The organism is Streptacidiphilus sp. P02-A3a (genome assembly GCF_014084105.1).
In the GTDB taxonomy this organism is placed as follows: domain Bacteria; phylum Actinomycetota; class Actinomycetes; order Streptomycetales; family Streptomycetaceae; genus Streptacidiphilus.
The window spans coordinates 4633397-4649878 of the sequence record NZ_CP048289.1; the positions used below are offsets into that span (position 1 = coordinate 4633397).

Consider the following 16482-nt stretch of genomic DNA (forward strand, 5'->3'; position numbering starts at 1 on the left):
TTTTCCGGACCCCCGCGCCGCCCATGACCTGGCAGTTCGCCCCGGCCCCGGCCCTCACCCGGCCGCGGCGCCGCACCCGGGCGCCCCGGTCCGGCTCACGAGGTCACTGCCGCCGTGACCGGCTCCAGGAACCGCAGCAGTTCACCGGCGTCGATTTCGATGCTCTGGTCGGCGCGCCCACTGCCGCAGTAGACGCGGTCCATGTCGAGGACAGCCGAGTCGAAGACCACCAGCACGCCGTCGCGACCGCAGACCGGGCTGGCGCCGCCGGGCTCCATGGCCAGCTGCCGCAACTCCTCCGGCTCGGCCTGGCGCAGCGACGCCCGGGGGACCCCCGCCGCCTTCGCCAGCCGCCCGTAGTGCACCCGGCGCTGCATCGGCAGGGCCGCCAGGATGAACGTCTGTCCGGTGCGGAAGACCATGGTCTTGAGCAACTGCTCCACCGGAAGGCCCAGTTCACGCTCGATGTCGGACTGCGTGCGGATCGGCACGTGCTCGTGGAGGGTGAAGGAGATCCCCGTCCGCTCCAGGACCTGGACCGGCGAGACGCAGTGCGGGACCTCGGGGCGGCATCCTCTGCCGACGTGGGAGTCATGTGAGCCAGGGTAACTGAGCACCTGTCACGGCCCCCCGCCATTGCCCGGAAGGGAGTTGCGGTCGCCGGCGCCGTGCGACGCGGCCGCGCGCACCTGGACCCGTGGGCGTCAAAGCGTCACCCCCGGGACATTCAGCCGTGCGTGGGGTTCTGGGAGCGCGGTTTTGACCAGTGCGCCACCGTGGCGGCCCCGTTGGGATGCCACGGACACCTTGTGGCGCCCGGAAAACCGGGGTCGCGTCGCACGGACCGGGAGGACACGGGTTGCGCGGTGGCGTGAAGAGTGCCTCGAACTACTGATAGCGTTCACGCGATCACGTTGTGTAATCACAGTTGTGTGCATGAAGGGCAAGGCAGATGCGCAAGCTTCACCAGATGGCATTTCTCACCGCGATGGTTGGTGGCCTGTCCGCCGTGAGCGGCGGCGTTGGCTTCGCTGACGCGCAGTACCCGGCGACGCAGTACGGAGGCCCGCAGCTGGCCACGCAGTACGCGGCCCCCCAGCAGACCGCGCAGTACATCGCTCCCGAGCAGGCCCCCCAGTACGCGGCTCCGCAGCAGGCGCCCCAGCAGGCGCCGCAGTACGCGGCCCCGCAGCAGGCCCCCCAGTACGCCGCTCCGCAGCAGGCCCCCCAGTACGCGGCCCCGCAGCAGGCGCCGCAGTACGCCGCTCCGCAGCAGGCGCCGCAGTACGCGGCCCCGCAGCAGGCCCCCCAGTACGCGGCGCCGCAGCAGGCTCCGCAGTACGCCGCTCCGCAGCAGGCGCCGCAGCAGGCCCCCCAGTACGCGGCTCCGCAGCAGGCCCCGCAGCAGGCGCCCCAGCAGGCTCCGCAGTACGCGGCTCCGCAGCAGCAGGGTCCGCAGGCGGCCCCGAACGCCACGCAGATCGCTCCGCAGGTCGCTCCGCAGATCGCGCCCACGGTCACCGCGCCGCCCCTGCCGTCGGCCCACCAGCTGGTGCCGCAGGTCTTCCACCCGGAGCAGGAGTGCGACCCGCAGACGGTGGTCCGGGCCGACTTCCCGATCGCCGTCCTCGGCGGGGAGTCCCACACCCAGGGTGACACCTGCTCCCAGACCAACAACGCCTTCCGGAGCTGAGCGAGCGTTAGCGAAGGCGCTCCCGCCCGCGCGGTGCCGCTGAACGGGCGGTTTCGCACGGCCCGGCCGGGCGGCGGGGGCCTTCGCCGTTCCGTGTACGACACGTGCGACAAAGGACCTCGCTGGGTCGGGTCCTTTGTCGTGCCTGCCGTACACGGAACGGTGCACGCGGGTGCCGGTCGTATAGGCGCACTTCCTCGACTTCCCGGTTGCAGCGAGCCGTTGCGGGCGTTGGCTGAGTTCAGCCATTAGCCTACGAATTGTCAGAAATGTGTAGGTCCGTCACGGGCCTTGTCCTCGCACGACACTTGGAGAAACACATGCGCAAGCTCCACAAGGCGGCTGTCGTCGTCGCCCTGCTCGGCACCATCGGCTTCACCGGCGCCGGGTCCGCCTCCGCCTGGGGCGGCTCGCACGGATCGAGCTTCGGCGTGCAGCAGAGCGCCTCGTGCCAGTCGCACGACCTGAACCTGGACCTCCTGGGCGAGGTCGGGATCCTCAACGGCCTGGCCGGCAACGCGCTGAACGGCGAGGGCAACCCCGGCGGGCAGGCGACCTCCCTCGGCTCCACCGCGGGCTGCAGCAACAGCGCTTTCGGGCACTGATCAGCCCCCAGTAAACGCCTGGGGCAGGCAGGGCGTCGCCCGGCTGCGGGCCGTTCCCCCGGGAGCGGCCCGCCGCCCGGCCGGACTGCTTCGCCCCAGGTTGCCGTCACACAGCTGCGGCAAGTCGTTCCACTCTCTCCCAGGCCCCACGGACAGGGGTTTGGGTTCGTCATCGCCAACAGAGAAACCGTAGGAGAAGACACATGCGCAAGCTTCAGAAGGTTGCTGTCGTCGCGGCCCTGCTCGGCTCGGTCAGCTTCGCCGGCGCCGGCTCGGCCTCCGCCTGGGACGGCGGGGACCACTACAACGTGCAGCAGAGCACCTCGTGCAAGTCGCACGACCTGAACCTGGACATCCTGGGCGAGGTCGGGATCCTCAACGGCCTGGCCGGCAACGCGCTGAACGGCGAGGGCAACCCGGGTGCCCAGGAGACCGGTCTGGGCTCCCACCTGGGCTGCAACAACAGCGCCTTCGGCGGCTGACGGTCCGCCACGCACGCCCGGCGGTGGGCCGTCCCCTTCGGGGCGGTCCGCCGCCGGCCGGGTGAAGCCCGGCCCGCCGGCCGCGCTATCTGTCGGCTGAACGGGTGGCACTGCGCCCGGCTGCTTTACTTCAGTGGACCGCGAGATATGTATGCGGTTGGTAGTTCGTATTCGATCTTTCCGGAGCTGAACGGATGACGGTCCTGGGGACCCTGTCCGTGCGGCAATGGATTCCAAAGAGGAGAGAAAATGCGCAAGCTCCAGAAGATTGCCGTCGTCGCGGCCCTGCTCGGCTCCGTCGGCTTCGCCGGTGCCGGGACGGCGTTCGCCCACGGTGACGGCGGCTTCGGTGGCGACCAGTTCCAGGTCCAGCAGAGCACCTCGTGCAAGTCGCACGACCTGAACCTGGACGTCCTGGGCGAGGTCGGCGTCCTCAACGGCGTGGCCGGCAACCTGCTCGGCGGCGAGGGCAACCCCGGTGCCCAGGCCAGCAAGCTCGGCTCCAGCCTGGGCTGCAACAACAGCGCCTTCGGCGGCTGACGCACAGCTTCTAGTACCCGAGAACGGGTCCCGGATCCCGAGCTGCACCGGGCGCCGGGGCCCGTTCTCTTCAACTGCCCCACTCGGACGCCGGGCCCCTCGCGGCACGCGCGCTCCAACGCCGACCACAGAGGAACGCACCAGATGTTCAGCCGCAAGAAGACCGCAGCCGTCGTGTTCGCCCTGAGCGGCATCGCCACGATCTGCACGGGCACCGCCGACGCGTACGCCGGGCAGACCCACACGTGCACGCAGGACAGCCAGGGAAACCTCGTCTGCGTCGACAAGGGTCAGAGTGACAAGACCTTCACCACCAGTGACGGCACCTTCCACGTCAACCAGACGCGGGACTGCACCACGACCACGCAGCCGACCGCGTACACCCCGCAGATCGGGATCGGACAGCAGGGAACGACCCAGGTCGGGCCCACCGTCGACTGTTCCAACAACGCTCCGACGCCCCAGGGCTTCAGGCTCCCCAGCTTCCGCTGACCCGGCACGACCGGCCCGCGCCGCCGCGTGGGCGTGCGGACGGCCGGACCGGAACTGCTCACCGGTCCGGCCGTCCCCGCGCCGCCGCGGCGGCGCGGCCGTGTCACAGCTGGGTCGGCCCCGGGATGACCGGCTGGCGCGCGGTGCCCAGCCACTCGACCGGGTTGCAGTAGGGCAGTTCCGACAGCGGCTGGTCGGTGCAGAACCTCACGACCAGGTCGGAGAACTCGGCCATCCGCTCCACCGGGGCCAGGTGGTCCGCCTCCTTGATGGTGGTGAAGGCCGCGGACGGCAGCGCCGCGGCCACCTCGCGTCCCATGGCGGGGGTGCAGAGCGTGTCGTGCTCGCCGGTGCACACCAGGGCCGGTACCGCGGGCAGCGGCTCGTCCCGGTACCACTCGTGGTTCATCAGGCGGGTGTTGTGCTCGGCCGACATCATGATCTCCTCGTCGGACTGCGCCATGAACTGCGCGTAGAGCAGCCGGGAGACGACCTCGCGCTTGTGGACCGGGCCGACGTCGGGCGGCGACATGAACCGCTTGACCAGCTCGGTGGCGATCTGGGCGCGGTCCCCGAGTTCCAGCATCCGCACCCAGCGCGGTACGGCTTCGCTGTAGTCGTCGGGGATGGTCCGGGTCATGCCCACCAGGCCCAGCCGCTCCACGTGTTCGGGGTAGTGCTGGGCGAAGCGCACGGCGATGGCCCCGCCGAAGCAGCTGCCGATGAGGTTGACGCGCGGCATCGCCAGTTCCACCAGCATCCGCTGGACGTTGGCGGCCAGGAAGTCGATGCCGTGCTCGGCCGGCAGGAAGTCCGCGGTCCCGTAGCCGGGCAGGTCCACCGTCACCACCGTGCCGTGCTCGGCCAGCCACTTCTCGTGCCGCAGCCACGCGTAGCGGTTCTGAGAGGACCCCCCAGCATCACCAACGGCTCGGTCCGCGGCCGGTCCTGGTGGACGACACGGCAGTGGTAGGCGAAGCCCTCGAAGGACAGGGTCCGCTCCTCCACCCGTGTCGTCGCCTGCGCCGCGGTCCGCCCCCGCTGGCCGGGAGGGGGTCCCGGCAGAGATGCGTGGCGTGCCGTGCCAACGTCAGAGCGCATGGAATCCCCAGAAGTGAGAGAAAAAGTACAGAACACCAATATCCTCCATACCGTCACTCATCCCTCTACAGGTCACCCATGGCGGGCGTGTCGGCCCCCCGGGCGCGTGGAGCGACTCAACGGCTCTGTCCCGCAGTCGCCTTGTGACCCGATCCGCCTCAGCCGCCAAGGGCGCGGCGGACGGCCCGGCGGAGCCAGTGGTGCGCCCCGTCGGCCGTGTGCCGGGGTGCCAGGCCATGCCGATGGTCAGCGGCGGCAGCTCCAGGGGGATGTCCAGGAGCCGCAGTCCGAGGGCGGTGGCGTCCTCGGTCAGGGGCGAGGGGGCGGCGCCGGGGAGCGCGGCGGGTACCAGGCAGACGATGTCGCTGCGGGCGGCCAGGGCCATGGCGGCCAGGTGGCTGGGCAGCACGACGCCGACCCGCCGCCGCAGGTCCTGCTCGGCCAGGGCGGCGTCGAGGGGACCGGTGAACCGGCCGCGGCGGCTGACCGCGACGTGCTGGGCGGCGGCGAGCCGGGCCGCGGTCAGCGGCCTCTCGGTGAGCGGATGGCCCGCCCGGACGGCCGCCATCATGCGCAGGCTCACCAGTTCCTCGACCCGGGTCTCGGGGTCCACGTGGTCGATGGAGCCGACCTCCAGGTCGACCCGGCCGTCGCGCAGGGCGGTTCCGGCCTCCAGCTCCTCGGCCAGGAGCCGGAACGAGACCCCCGGCGCCTCCTGCTGGGCCAGCCGCGCCAGCCCGGGCGCCAGCGCCGCGCCGACCAGGTCGGCGGCCTGGAGGGTGAAGGTGCTGCGCAGGCCGGCGGGGTCGACACCGGTGCCGGGACTGAGCAGCGCCCCCAGGCTGCGCACCACCGCGGCGGCCTCCTCGCGCAGCGCCTGGGCGCGCGGGGTGGGGACCATGGCCTGTCCGGCCCGGACCAGCAGCGGGTCCTGCAGGACGCGGCGCAGACGGGCGAGGGTGCGGCTCATGGCGGCCGGCGAGGTGTGCAGCCGGGCCGCGGCCCGGGTGACGCTGTGCTCGGCCAGCAGGGCGTCCAACGCGATGGCGAGATTGGCATCGATGACCGGCTCCGGCTCGTCCACCAGCATTATTCCGTTTCAGTCAATGATTGCGTGCTGAAGTTCCCATTGTGGCAAGCCCGCTGCCCTCCGCAGGATGGGGGTCGTACCGATCCGGCACAACCCGCGAGGCTTACATGATCGTCATTACCGCTCCCACCGGGAACATCGGCCGCCACCTGCTCTCCCGGCTCCTGGAGTCCGCCCCCGCCGCAGGCGAGGAACTGCGCGTGGTCGTGCGCGACCCCGCCCGGCTCCCCGACGCGGCCCACGGACACGTCGAGGTGGTCACCGGCTCGCACGCGGACCCCGACGTCCTGGACCGGGCCTTCCAGGGCGCGGACGCCGTCTTCTGGCTCGTCCCCCCGGACGCCTCGCTGACCCCGCACGAGGCCTACAGCGGCTTCACCGGCCCCGCCGCGAAGGCACTCGCCACCCACGGCGTCGGCCACGTCGTCGGCGTCTCCGCGCTCGGCCGCGGCACCCCGCTCGCCGACCGCGCCGGCCTGGTCACCGCCTCCCTGGCCATGGACGACCTCATCGCCGCCGCCGGCGTCGCCCACCGGGCCCTGGCCAACCCGTCCTTCTTCGAGAACCTCCTGGAGGAGACCGACTCGATCCGCGACCACGGCGTCTTCACCGACACCGTCGACCCCGACCGCAAGGCCCCCCTCGTCGCCTGCGCCGACATCGCGACCGCCGCCGCCGGCCTGCTGCTTGACCGCTCCTGGAGCGGAACCGACAGCGTCCCGGTCCTCGGGCCGCAGGACCTGGCCCCCAACGACCTGGCCCGCATCATGACCGAGCAGCTCGGCCGCCCAGTCCGCTACCGACGCCAGCCGCTCGACGAACTGCGCACCACCCTCGTCGGCTACGGCCTCAACGAGGCCTTCGTCCAGGGCATCGTCGACATGAAGCGGGCCAAGGACCAGGGCCTGGACTCCGGCGTCACCCGCACCCCGGAGACCGCCTCCCCGACCGGCTTCGCGCAGTGGTGCGCCCGGACCCTCAAGCCCGCCCTCCAGCCCTGAGCGCCCACCCCGCCACCACCCACACCTTCGGAGGCACCCCGATGCCCGCTGAGCCGACGCCCGCCGAGCCGACGCCCGCCGCGACAACCGAACCACCGGTCACCGCGTTCATCCTGGTCAAGACCACACCCGCCTGGCTCGCCCTGACCGTCCCGGAACGCGTCACCGCCTTCACCACCCAGGTCCTGCCCGCGATCGAAGCCCGGACCAGCGGCGTCCGGTCCCGCTTCTACGACACCGAGTTCTACTCCGCGCGCGTCACCGACGTCTGGGTGTGGGAGGCCGAGGACCACCACGCCTACCAACTCCTGATCGACGCACTGCGCGAAACCCCGTTCTGGACCACTACTTCGAGGTCGTCGACCTGCTGGTCGGCACCGAGAACGGCTACGCCCGCAGCTACGGCCTCGAACCCGTCGCCGGCGTCACCACCTGACCCGCCGCGCACGACCGGTCCGCGAGCCGGTCAGCGGGGGCCGTCGGGCCAGGCGACGTCGTCGACCGTCAGCCACGGCTCGCGGGCCGCGGCCGACGGAGCGACCCCGGCGAAGGCCGCCACGTCACGGTGCAGGTGGGACTGGTCCGCGTAGCCGCCGTCCGCCGCGACCCGGGCCGCGCTGTCGCCCGCGGCCAGGCGGTGCACCGCCCTGTCGAAGCGCACGAGCCGCGCGGCGCGCTTCGGCGGCAGCCCCACCTGCGAACGGAACCGGGACCACAGGCGCTTGCGGCTCCAGCCCACCTCGGCCGCCAGCGCCTCGACGGCGACCCGGCCCCGCCCGGCGACGATCCGCCGCCACGTCCACGCCACCTCCGGATCGACCGGCGTCCTTTCCCGAAAGCCCCGTTCGAGCAGCGCCTCGGTCACGGCGAAGCGCTCCTGCCACGACGAGGCCTCGCCCAGCCGCTCGCGGATCCGTTCCGCCGCCCCGCCCCAGAGGTCGTCAAGGGCCACGAAGCCGTCCAGATCGGCCGGGGACACGCCCAGCACCGTGTGCGCGATGAGCGGGGACAGGCGAACCTGCAGGCACTCGACGTTCTCGCCGCGCACCCACACCGCTCCGCCCAGCCCGAGCCCGGCGGCGACACTGCCCCGGTGCCGCCGCCCGGCCGCATCGGTCACGATCGGCGAATCCGCGCCGAACTCCACCGCCAGCATCAGGGACGGATGCGGGATCACCCGCTGGCAGACCGATGCCGCGCCGCCGTCCCGGAACCCGGCCATGCGGACCCCCGGCAGCCGACCGGGCCCCGCCGGGGCCACGACATCCCACACCGGCGCCCGTCCATCCACGCTCGACCGCATGCCCCCAGGCTACGCGTCCCCGGCCGGGTAGCCGCGTCGGCGCTCCTCCCGTGACCGGCGGCCGCACCGTCGCCGGTGCGGCGAAGCGGTGCTTCTGAAGTCCGCGGAGGGCGAGCCGGGGCGCACCGGCCCGAACCCCCGCCGTCGCACGTAACCTCTTCCTGTGCCCGCACCCCGCCCGCATCATGTCGCCGTCCTGGTGCTCGAAGGTGCGAAGCCGCTCGATGTCGGAATCCCCGCGCAGGTCTTCACGACCCGCGCGAGCATGCCCTACGAGGTGCGGGTGTGCGGGGCGGCACCGGGCCTGGTGGCCGGCGGCGACGGCCTCGCCTACTCCGTCGCCCACGGCCTGGACGCGCTCGCGTGGGCCGACATCGTCTTCGTGCCCGGCTACCGGTTCCCGGACCGCGACGCCCCGCCGCGGGCCGTCGTCGAGGCCCTGATCGCCGCCCACGACCGCGGCGCGCGGCTCGCCGCCATCTCGACCGGCGCCTTCGCGCTCGCCGCCACGGGCCTGCTCGACGGCAGGCGCGCCACGACGCACTGGCACTACACCCGGGCACTGGCGGCCAGGCACCCGCTCATCCGGGTCGACGAGAACGTGCTGTTCGTCGACGAGGGCAGCATGCTCACCTCGGCCGGCGCCGCCTCCGGCATCGACCTGTGCCTGCACATCCTGCGCGGCGACCTCGGCGTGGCCGCGTCCAACCACGCGGCCCGGCGCCTGGTCGCCGCCCCCTACCGCAGCGGCGGCCAGGCCCAGTACGTGCCGCGCAGCGTCCCCGAGCCGCTCGGCGAGCGGTTCGCCGCCACCCGCGAGTGGGCGCTGCACCGGCTCGGCGAGCCGCTGACCCTGGACACCCTGGCGCGGCAGGCGGGAGTCTCGCCGCGCACGTTCTCCCGGCGCTTCGTCGAGGAGACCGGCTACACGCCCATGCAGTGGGTGATGCGCGCCCGCATCGACCTGGCCCGGGAACTGCTCGAACGCTCACAGCGCCGGTGTCGAGCAGATCGCCGCCGACATCGGGCTCGGCACCGGCGCGAACCTGCGCCTGCACTTCCAGCGCATCCTGGGCACCACACCGAGCGAGTACCGGCGCACCTTCACCCGGGGCGAGTGACCCCGCCCACGGGTGTGGCGTGATCCTTTTGAAACCATGGCGATCCCGCCACTGTCAGCGGCGCCGGCCGCGAGCGAGGCTGGTGGGGAAAGGAAGGGATACCACTCATGACTCGCATCGCCATCAACGGATTCGGCCGCATCGGACGCAACGTGCTGCGCGCACTGCTGGAGCGCGACAGCACCCTGGAGGTCGTCGCCGTCAACGACCTGACCGAGCCCGCCGCGCTCGCCCGGCTGCTCGCCTACGACAGCACCGCCGGCCGGCTCGGGCGCCCGGTGACCGTCGAGGGGGACGCCCTCGTCGTCGACGGCCGCCGGATCACGGTACTGGCCGAGCGCGAACCGGCGCAGCTGCCGTGGGCCGAACTGGGCGTCGACATCGTCCTGGAGCCACCGGCCGCTTCACCTCGGCCAAGGCCGCCCAGGCCCACCTCGACGCGGGCGCCAGGAAGGTACTCGTCAGCGCGCCCTCCGACGGCGCCGACGTCACCCTCGCGTTCGGGGTCAACACCGACGCCTACGACCCGGCCGCGCACACGATCGTCTCGAACGCCTCCTGCACCACCAACGCGCTCGCGCCCCTGGCCGCCGTCCTGGACGAACTCGCCGGTATCGAGCACGGGTTCATGACCACGGTGCACGCCTACACGCAGGAGCAGAACCTGCAGGACGGCCCGCACCGCGACCCCCGTCGCGCCCGGGCCGCCGGCGTCAACATCGTGCCGACCACGACCGGCGCCGCCAAGGCGATCGGCCTGGTGCTGCCGAACCTCGACGGCAAGCTGACGGGCGACTCGATCCGGGTCCCGGTGCCGGTGGGCTCGATCGTCGAACTCAACACGACCGTCGCCCGCGAGGTCACCCGCGACGACGTGCTGGAGGCCTACCGCGCCGCGGCGCGGGGACCGCTCGCCGGCATCCTCGAATACTCGCAGGACCCGCTCGTGTCGTCCGACATCACGGGCAATCCCGCCTCGTCGATCTTCGACTCGGCCCTCACCCGCGTCGACGGCCGCCACGTCAAGGTGGTCGCGTGGTACGACAACGAGTGGGGCTTCTCGAACCGCGTGATCGACACGCTCGAACTCCTCGCCACCCGCTGACCGGACGCCGCAGCGGTGCCCGGAACCCGCGGGGCACCCCCGGCGCCGGGCCCGACCCCGGGGGGGGACCCGCTCGGGGCGCGGCGCTACTCCAGGGCCACGGCCATCGCCTCCGGGCCGCTGCCCGGGGTGTCGGTGCAGCGGAAGTGCCCTTCGGGCTCGGGCCGGTCGGCGGCCAGGGCCAGGCAGCGGCCCAGGGCGAGCTGGCCGTAGAAGTCCGGGTGCAGGCTCTCCTGGCGCTCGCCCTGGTGAGTCCGGTGACCAGGAAGCGGACCCACTCGCTGGTGGCGGGGGCGGGCGGCGCGGTGCCGGTGGCCTGCTGGGTGCCGGTGGCGCAGACCTCCCGGCCCTGGAAGGCCGCGGACAGGTCGAGGAACTCGGTGTGCTCCTCGGTGGCGACCTGGGCGAGTTCGGCGGTCATCTCGGGGACCAGGGTGTCGTGGGCCCAGTCGAGGTCGGTGTCGGAGAACGGGCAGCCGCCCACGGTGAAGCGGGTGTACCCCCGGGCCGGGTAGCGGTCCCGGGCGGCATCGGGCAGGGGAGAGGGGTAGGACTGCAGGACGAGCCGGTAGGAGCCGTCCTGGGCTCCCGTCCCACGCATCACCGCGCGGATGCTGCGCACCGCTTTGGCGACCTCCTCGCGCATCCGGGCGAACCGGCCTCCACCGCCTCCTGCTGCGCGGCGGCGCACGAGTGGCCGCTGCCCGGTTTCAGGAACTCCTTGGTGCAGGCGATGATGACGTCCTGGAAGCCGATGTCGTTGCCGCCCACGGACAGGGCGATCAGCCGCACCCGGTGCCCGGTGGCCACCTCGCGCAGCTGGTCGGCCTGCGGGGGTTCGCTCTTGAAGGGCTGCCCGCCGTCCGCCTTCGTGTACACGGCGTTGGCCAGGGCCCCGGAGCAGGCGAGGTTGACGCGCTCGGGTCCACCAGCGGCTCGGTGAACCGGGCGGTGTCGATCTCCGCGGGTCGGAGCGGTTGCAGTGGTCGGCGTAGCTCTCGCCGTACACCAGCGCGGGCAGGTAGGCGCACCCTGGTAGGCGCGGTCCGTGCCGCTGCGGCTGCCGGTCACCGTGGTGCTGTTGCCCTGCCAGCGCCCGGCCTCGCCGGAGATGAAGCTGTCGCCATCGAGACCACCAGCCCCGGCTCCTCGGCCGCCCCCGCCCGCGGCCCGGCGTGCGCCGGGGTGCTGAGGCCCGCGGCCCCGACCGTCATCGTGCAGGCGGCCGCGGCCAGACCGACCGTCACCGCTCTTCGTGTACGTTGTTTCATGCCTCGACTGGTACGCCACCCCGGGCCCGGCCGCCGCGCGACACGCCGCACCACCGGTCGACCAGCCGCGCGGCAGGGCCGAGCGCCCCACCGCGGCGCCGGCCACGGTGGCCGCCGCCCTCGGTGGGGCGCTCGTCAGCTCAGCGGGAGACCCCGCCGCGACAGGTCGTCAGGGCTGGGTCCAGGACTGGTTGGCCCCGCCGGTGCAGCTCCAGATCTGCGTCTGCGTGCCCGCGGTGGTCGACCAACCGGTGTCGTCCAGGCACTTTCCGGACTGCGGGTTGAGCAGCGCCCCGTCCGACTGCGGCACCCACTGCTGGGCGCCGTGCCGTTGCAGGTGTACAGGTCGACCAGGGCGCCGTTGGCGGTACCGCCGCGACCACGTCCAGGCAGTCGCCGTCGGCCTGGACCGTGCCGTTGCCCAGCTCGCTCCACTGCTGGCCGTCGGTGCCGTTGGCAGGGTAGACGTCCACCGCGGTACCCGGCGTGTTGTTGTCACTGGCGACGTCCAGGCACAGGCCCTGGTAGCCGTCCAGCGCGGCCGCCGGCAGGCGGTACTGGCGGGCTCGACGGTCCAGACGAACGAGCTGCTCGCCAGCGCCCCGTCGCCGTCCTTGGCGGTGACTGGACGGTACTGGTGCCCGGCGTGGTCGGGGTACCGGTGACCGTGCCGGAACCGGAATCGAGGTACGGCCGCAGCCCGGTGGCGGTGAACACCGGGCTCTGGCCGCTGGTCGAGTCGGTCGCCTTGACCGGCAGCGAGACCGGGACCCCGACCAGGCCTCCTGCGGCCCGGGGCGGTCACCGAGACCGGCTGGCCCAGCTGCGCCGAGGTCACCGGCAGCGTGGCCGGTCAGCGGCAGGCTCGCGTCCGAGTCACCCACGTCGATGCCGTAGCTGCCGGTACTGGTGGCCCAGGCATTGCTGCCGGAGTTCCAGTAGCGCAGGTTGCTCTGGGTCAGCGGGAAGGTCACCGTCTGGCTGGCCCCCGGTTGCAGGCTGACCCGCGAGAAGCCCTCCAGCTGCTTGGGCGGCTGGCCGGAGGCGGCCGGGTCGGAGACGTAGAGCTGGGCCACGTCGGCCCCGGCCCGGCTGCCGGTGTTGGTGACGGTCGCGGTCACCGTGGCCTGGCCGCCCGCGCTCAGCGTGCCGACGCGCAGGTTGCTGAAGGAGAAGCTGGTGTAGGACAGGCCGTAGCCGAAGGGGAACAGCGGCGTCAGGTTGTTGGCGTCGTACCAGCGGTAGCCGACGTCGATGCCCTCGGAGTACTGCACGGTCCGTTGGTGCCGGGCCACTGGGCCGCGGTGTCGGCCGGGACCTGGGACAGCGAGGTCGGGGAAGGTCACGGTCAGGTGGCCGGAGGGTCGGCGTTGCCGAACAGCAGCGCGGCGATGGCCGAGCCGTCCTCCTGCCCCGGGTACCAGGCCTCAAGGACGCCCTTGACCGAGGAGAGCCAGGGCATGGTGACCGCCGAGCCGGTGTTGAGCACCACCACCGTGTTCGGGTTGGCCGCCGCCACCGCCGAGATCAGCGAGTTCTCCGAGCTGGACAGGTCGATGCTGCTCAGGTCGCTGCCCTCGGACTCGTCGTTGCCCGACGAAGACCACCGCGACCGAGGACGAGGCGGCCAGCGAGGCCGCCGAGCTGTTCGAGGTGCCCGCGTTGTAGTTGACCGTGACGCCGCCGGGCGCCGCCGCGGTGATCCCCTGCAGCGGGGTGACCGTGCCGCTGGAGTTCACCGAGGCGCTGCCGCCGCCCGCGGTCAGCGGGCTGGTCGAGGCGTCCGCGCCGATCACCGCGACCGAGGAGTCGGCTGAGCCGAGCGGCAGCACGCCGCCGCTGTTCTTCAGCAGCACCGTGCCCTCCTCGGCCAGGTTCAGCGCGTCCGAGGTGTCGGTGCCGCTGGTGGCGCTCTGGTCGGGCGAGCCGGTCGGAGCCTTGTCGAACAGCCCGAAGCCGAACATCTCGGTGAGGATGCCGGAGACCGCCGTGTTCAGCGTCGCCTGGCTGACCTGGCCGGAGCTGATCGCGCTCTGCAGGGTGGCGCCGTAGTAGCCGTCGTTGCCCGGCATGTCCTGGTCCAGACCGGCGTCGGCCGAGGCCACCGTGGAGTGGGTGGCGCCCCAGTCGGAGGTGACGAAAGCCGCCGAAACCGAACTGCTGGCGCAGCACCGTGCTCAGCAGGTACGGATTCTGGCAGGCGGCAGTGCCGTTGACGCTGCTGTAGGAGCACATCACCGAGGAGGCCGCGCCCTGCTGGACGGCGTCCTGGAAGGCCGGCAGGTAGATCTCCTGCTCGGCCTGGGTGCTGACCACCGCGTTGTCGGAGGCGGTGTTCCGGTTGGTCTCCTGGTTGTACACCGCGAAGTGCTTGACCTGCGCCATCGTCCCGGTCGACTGGACACCCTGGATATCGGCCGCGCCCAGCGTCCCGTTCAGGTACGGGTCCTCCCCGACCGACTCGAAGGCCCGCCCCCAGCGCGGGTCGCGGACGATGTTGATGGTCGGCCCGAGGTCCACGGTGCTGCCCTTGGCGGCCTGCTCGGCACCGATCACCTGCCCGTAGGTCTGCTCGGCCGAGGTGTCCCAGGTCGCCGCGACGTCCACCGGGGCGGGCAGCTGGGTGACGTTGTTCATCCCGTCGCCGACGCCCGCCGGACCGTCCTCCAGGTTCATCGCCGGAATGCACAACGAGCCGATGGCGGGGGTGAAACCGACATAACTCGAACCCGCGGAGCCGGTGACCAAGGAGATCTCCTGCGCCAGGGACATCTTGGCCAGGACCTCGCTCACCCGCTGGGAGACGGGCGCGGTGGAGTCGACCCAGGGACAGGCCGCGGTGGCGGTCGCGGGAGCGGCGGCCGAAGCCGGTCCGGCGCCGACCCCGGCCGTCAGGCCGGACAGCGCGGTGGCCGCAGCCAGGCCCAGAACACGCCAGGACCGGAGTCTCGATGGGGTACGGGACAGGTGCACAGTGCCTCCAGACGTCCACGCGCCGCCACGCTCCCGAGCGCGCGGACCGCGGACTGAGCAGTGAGCGGGCCCTGTCGGGTGGCAGAACCCGCGGCCGCCGCCGTCCGCGGGCGACCACGGCGCGACAGGTTCCACTGGGACGGTGCGTTCAGGAGTTCAAGCGGGGGGCGACCAGCCGTCCACCACTTAATTCAAGACCTGATTGAACCCGGGCCGCATGACCCCGTCAACCCTCTGGACCAACCTCCCGGCAACCCGTGGGCCGCCCCAGCCCCTCCTTACGAGTAGAGAGCGGTACCACCGACCCAGAGGGGGCGAGACAGTGCCAAGTGAGGACACAGAGCTGCGCGAGTTCCTCAGCCACCGGCGCAACGCGCTGCTGCGCAGCGCCTACCTGATGTGCGGCGACGTCCACGCGGCAGAGGACCTGGTACAGAACACGCTGATCAAGGTGGTGATGGCGCACCGGGGACGGCGCCGGATCGACCACATCGACGCGTACGCCCGGCGCGTCCTGGTCACCACCTTCATCGCCTCCCGCAAACGCCTGTGGAACCGGGAGGAGCCGCACGACTCGCTGCCCGACGTCCCCGTCCAGGGCAGCGACACCGACCTGGGGCTGGCGGTGCGCGGCGCGCTGCAACGGCTGGCGCCACGTCAGCGAGCCGTCCTGGTCATGCGGTTCTTCGAGGACCAGAGCGTCCAGGCGACGGCCGAACTGCTGGGCGTGAGCGAGGGAACCATCAAGAGCCAGACCGCCCGTGGCCTGGCCGTGCTCCGCGAAGCCCTGGGCGGCGCGATCGGCACACTCGTGGAGGACGAGGAGGCATCGAAGATGCGCGAGGTGATCCGGTGACCGACTACACCGTGAAGGAACTGCTCGACCACGCCCTGAACGGCCTGGCCGTGCCCAGCGAGGACACCACCGAGACCGTGCTCGCGGACGCGGCCCGCCACCGGCGGCGCAGGCGTACCGCGACGCTGCTGGCCACCGGCGCCGGACTGGCGGCGGTCGCGGCCGGCGGCCTGGCGCTGCCGCACGCCACCGCCCCCGGCCGGGGACCGGTGACGGCCACGGCCACCGTGCCGCCCGCCGCCCGTCCCGCACCGGCGGCCGACCCCACGGCGACGATCGCGGCCCTGCTCCCGCGCGGCAGCGGCACCGTCGCCAGGCTCAAGGACCTGTCGCCCAGCCCCGGCGACTCCTCCAGCAGGGCCTACGCCACCTCCCGGTTCGACGGCAACTACCTGATCACCAGGCACGGCCTCAGCGCGGGCCTGATGATCGAGTCGTACGACCCGGCAGCCAGTCCCGCCCAGCGGCCCTTCGGACCCTTCGGCGCCGACGCGTGCAGCGACGAACCGCCCGCCTGGAAGTGCGGCGCGACCAAGCTGGCGGACGGGGCCTGGCTCTACCTGCAGAACCTGCCCGTCGGCGCCTGGACCGAGAGCGGCACCATCGGCGTCGAGGCCGGCATCAGCTACCCCGACGGACGCACCCTCGAAGTGGTCGCCCTGGACAACGACGGCGGCCTCGCCGGTGCCGGGAGCCGGGTGCCCGGCTGGAGCGAGCCGCCGATGACCCGCGCCCAGCTGGCCGCGTTCGTGCAGAGCCAGGCCTGGTTCCCCTGAGCACACGACCGCACCGCGGGCCGCGCGGTCGCGCGAGGGGCCGCCGACGGTGATCCTGATCTGCGCCTCCCAC

General features: G+C 72.5%; 16 protein-coding genes and 7 pseudogenes. 12 read left to right on the forward strand and 11 right to left on the reverse strand.

The window, feature by feature from the left end; genetic code table 11:
* Positions 1–95: 95 nt before the first annotated feature.
* Positions 96–617, reverse strand: coding sequence for an aminoacyl-tRNA deacylase (locus GXP74_RS20135; protein WP_225448064.1), 522 nt, complete (start codon positions 615–617; stop codon positions 96–98).
* A gap of 353 nt (positions 618–970) precedes the next feature.
* Here GXP74_RS20135 and GXP74_RS20140 point away from each other — a divergent pair, with 353 nt between their 5' ends.
* The 5 genes from GXP74_RS20140 (at position 971) to GXP74_RS20160 (ending at position 3812) form a co-directional block, all read left to right on the forward strand.
* Positions 971–1693 carry a hypothetical protein gene (locus GXP74_RS20140; protein ID WP_182452832.1) on the forward strand — a complete coding sequence of 241 codons (723 nt, stop codon included), beginning with the start codon at positions 971–973 and terminating at the stop codon, positions 1691–1693.
* A 320-nt stretch (positions 1694–2013) separates the two neighbouring features.
* Positions 2014–2298 (forward strand): hypothetical protein, encoded by a 285-nt coding sequence (locus GXP74_RS20145; RefSeq protein WP_182452833.1) that lies wholly within the window; start codon positions 2014–2016, stop codon positions 2296–2298.
* A 203-nt stretch (positions 2299–2501) separates the two neighbouring features.
* Positions 2502–2780 (forward strand): hypothetical protein, encoded by a 279-nt coding sequence (locus tag GXP74_RS20150; protein WP_182452834.1) that lies wholly within the window; start codon positions 2502–2504, stop codon positions 2778–2780.
* Positions 2781–3029: 249 nt separating this feature from the next.
* Positions 3030–3320, forward strand: coding sequence for a hypothetical protein (locus GXP74_RS20155; protein ID WP_182452835.1), 291 nt, complete (start codon positions 3030–3032; stop codon positions 3318–3320).
* A 144-nt stretch (positions 3321–3464) separates the two neighbouring features.
* A complete protein-coding gene (locus GXP74_RS20160; RefSeq protein ID WP_182452836.1) occupies positions 3465–3812 on the forward strand; it encodes a hypothetical protein in 348 nt (115 codons plus the stop codon).
* 103 nt (positions 3813–3915) lie between these two features.
* On the opposite strand, the gene GXP74_RS20165 is transcribed toward GXP74_RS20160, so the two are convergent.
* The gene (locus tag GXP74_RS20165) at positions 3916–4881 is read right to left on the reverse strand and encodes an alpha/beta fold hydrolase (RefSeq protein WP_370468559.1); all 966 of its coding nucleotides are present in this window, start codon (positions 4879–4881) and stop codon (positions 3916–3918) included.
* A 190-nt stretch (positions 4882–5071) separates the two neighbouring features.
* Positions 5072–6003 (reverse strand): annotated as a pseudogene (locus tag GXP74_RS20170) (LysR family transcriptional regulator).
* Positions 6004–6110: 107 nt separating this feature from the next.
* Between GXP74_RS20170 and GXP74_RS20175 the strand changes: the two are divergent.
* Positions 6111–7004, forward strand: coding sequence for an NAD(P)H-binding protein (locus tag GXP74_RS20175; RefSeq protein ID WP_182452837.1), 894 nt, complete (start codon positions 6111–6113; stop codon positions 7002–7004).
* Between the two features lie 41 nt (positions 7005–7045).
* Positions 7046–7440, forward strand: a pseudogene (locus GXP74_RS20180) (darcynin family protein).
* A gap of 30 nt (positions 7441–7470) precedes the next feature.
* Here the strand turns inward: GXP74_RS20180 and GXP74_RS20185 are convergent.
* Entirely contained in the window at positions 7471–8307 is an 837-nt protein-coding gene (locus GXP74_RS20185; RefSeq protein WP_182452838.1) for an AraC family transcriptional regulator, read from the reverse strand.
* Between the two features lie 163 nt (positions 8308–8470).
* Between GXP74_RS20185 and GXP74_RS20190 the strand changes: the two are divergent.
* Positions 8471–9428: pseudogene (locus GXP74_RS20190) on the forward strand (GlxA family transcriptional regulator).
* 107 nt (positions 9429–9535) lie between these two features.
* Positions 9536–10533: pseudogene (gene gap / locus GXP74_RS20195) on the forward strand (type I glyceraldehyde-3-phosphate dehydrogenase).
* A gap of 86 nt (positions 10534–10619) precedes the next feature.
* On the opposite strand, the gene GXP74_RS40570 reads toward gap, so the two are convergent.
* The gene (locus GXP74_RS40570) at positions 10620–10811 is read right to left on the reverse strand and encodes a hypothetical protein (protein ID WP_225448065.1); all 192 of its coding nucleotides are present in this window, start codon (positions 10809–10811) and stop codon (positions 10620–10622) included.
* Between GXP74_RS40570 and GXP74_RS40575 the strand changes: the two genes are divergently transcribed.
* A complete protein-coding gene (locus GXP74_RS40575) occupies positions 10791–11048 on the forward strand; it encodes a hypothetical protein (RefSeq protein ID WP_225448066.1) in 258 nt (85 codons plus the stop codon). The two genes, GXP74_RS40570 and GXP74_RS40575, sit on opposite strands and share 21 nt — an antisense overlap.
* Before the next feature lie 85 nt (positions 11049–11133).
* Here GXP74_RS40575 and GXP74_RS40580 read toward each other — a convergent pair whose 3' ends face one another.
* The 6 genes and pseudogenes from GXP74_RS40580 to GXP74_RS42205 form a co-directional block, all read right to left on the reverse strand.
* Positions 11134–11412, reverse strand: coding sequence for a hypothetical protein (locus GXP74_RS40580; RefSeq protein WP_225448067.1), 279 nt, complete (start codon positions 11410–11412; stop codon positions 11134–11136).
* 561 nt (positions 11413–11973) lie between these two features.
* Positions 11974–12642: a ricin-type beta-trefoil lectin domain protein gene (locus GXP74_RS42195; protein WP_370468560.1), complete on the reverse strand. Its 669-nt coding sequence runs from the start codon at positions 12640–12642 to the stop codon at positions 11974–11976.
* Between the two features lie 46 nt (positions 12643–12688).
* Positions 12689–13150 (reverse strand): annotated as a pseudogene (locus GXP74_RS42200) (fibronectin type III-like domain-contianing protein); the annotation flags it as partial.
* Positions 13151–13152: 2 nt separating this feature from the next.
* Positions 13153–13371, reverse strand: coding sequence for a glycoside hydrolase family 3 C-terminal domain-containing protein (locus tag GXP74_RS41530; protein WP_370468561.1), 219 nt, complete (start codon positions 13369–13371; stop codon positions 13153–13155).
* A gap of 31 nt (positions 13372–13402) precedes the next feature.
* Positions 13403–13876: pseudogene (locus GXP74_RS41535) on the reverse strand (glycoside hydrolase family 3 C-terminal domain-containing protein); the annotation flags it as partial.
* 79 nt (positions 13877–13955) lie between these two features.
* Positions 13956–14576, reverse strand: a pseudogene (locus GXP74_RS42205) (glycoside hydrolase family 3 protein); the annotation flags it as partial.
* A gap of 523 nt (positions 14577–15099) precedes the next feature.
* Between GXP74_RS42205 and GXP74_RS20210 the strand changes: the two are divergent.
* Positions 15100–15633 carry a SigE family RNA polymerase sigma factor gene (locus tag GXP74_RS20210; RefSeq protein ID WP_225448068.1) on the forward strand — a complete coding sequence of 178 codons (534 nt, stop codon included), beginning with the start codon at positions 15100–15102 and terminating at the stop codon, positions 15631–15633.
* Positions 15630–16409, forward strand: coding sequence for a hypothetical protein (locus GXP74_RS20215; protein ID WP_182452840.1), 780 nt, complete (start codon positions 15630–15632; stop codon positions 16407–16409). Before GXP74_RS20210 ends, GXP74_RS20215 begins: the two co-directional genes overlap by 4 nt.
* Positions 16410–16482: the final 73 nt, after the last annotated feature.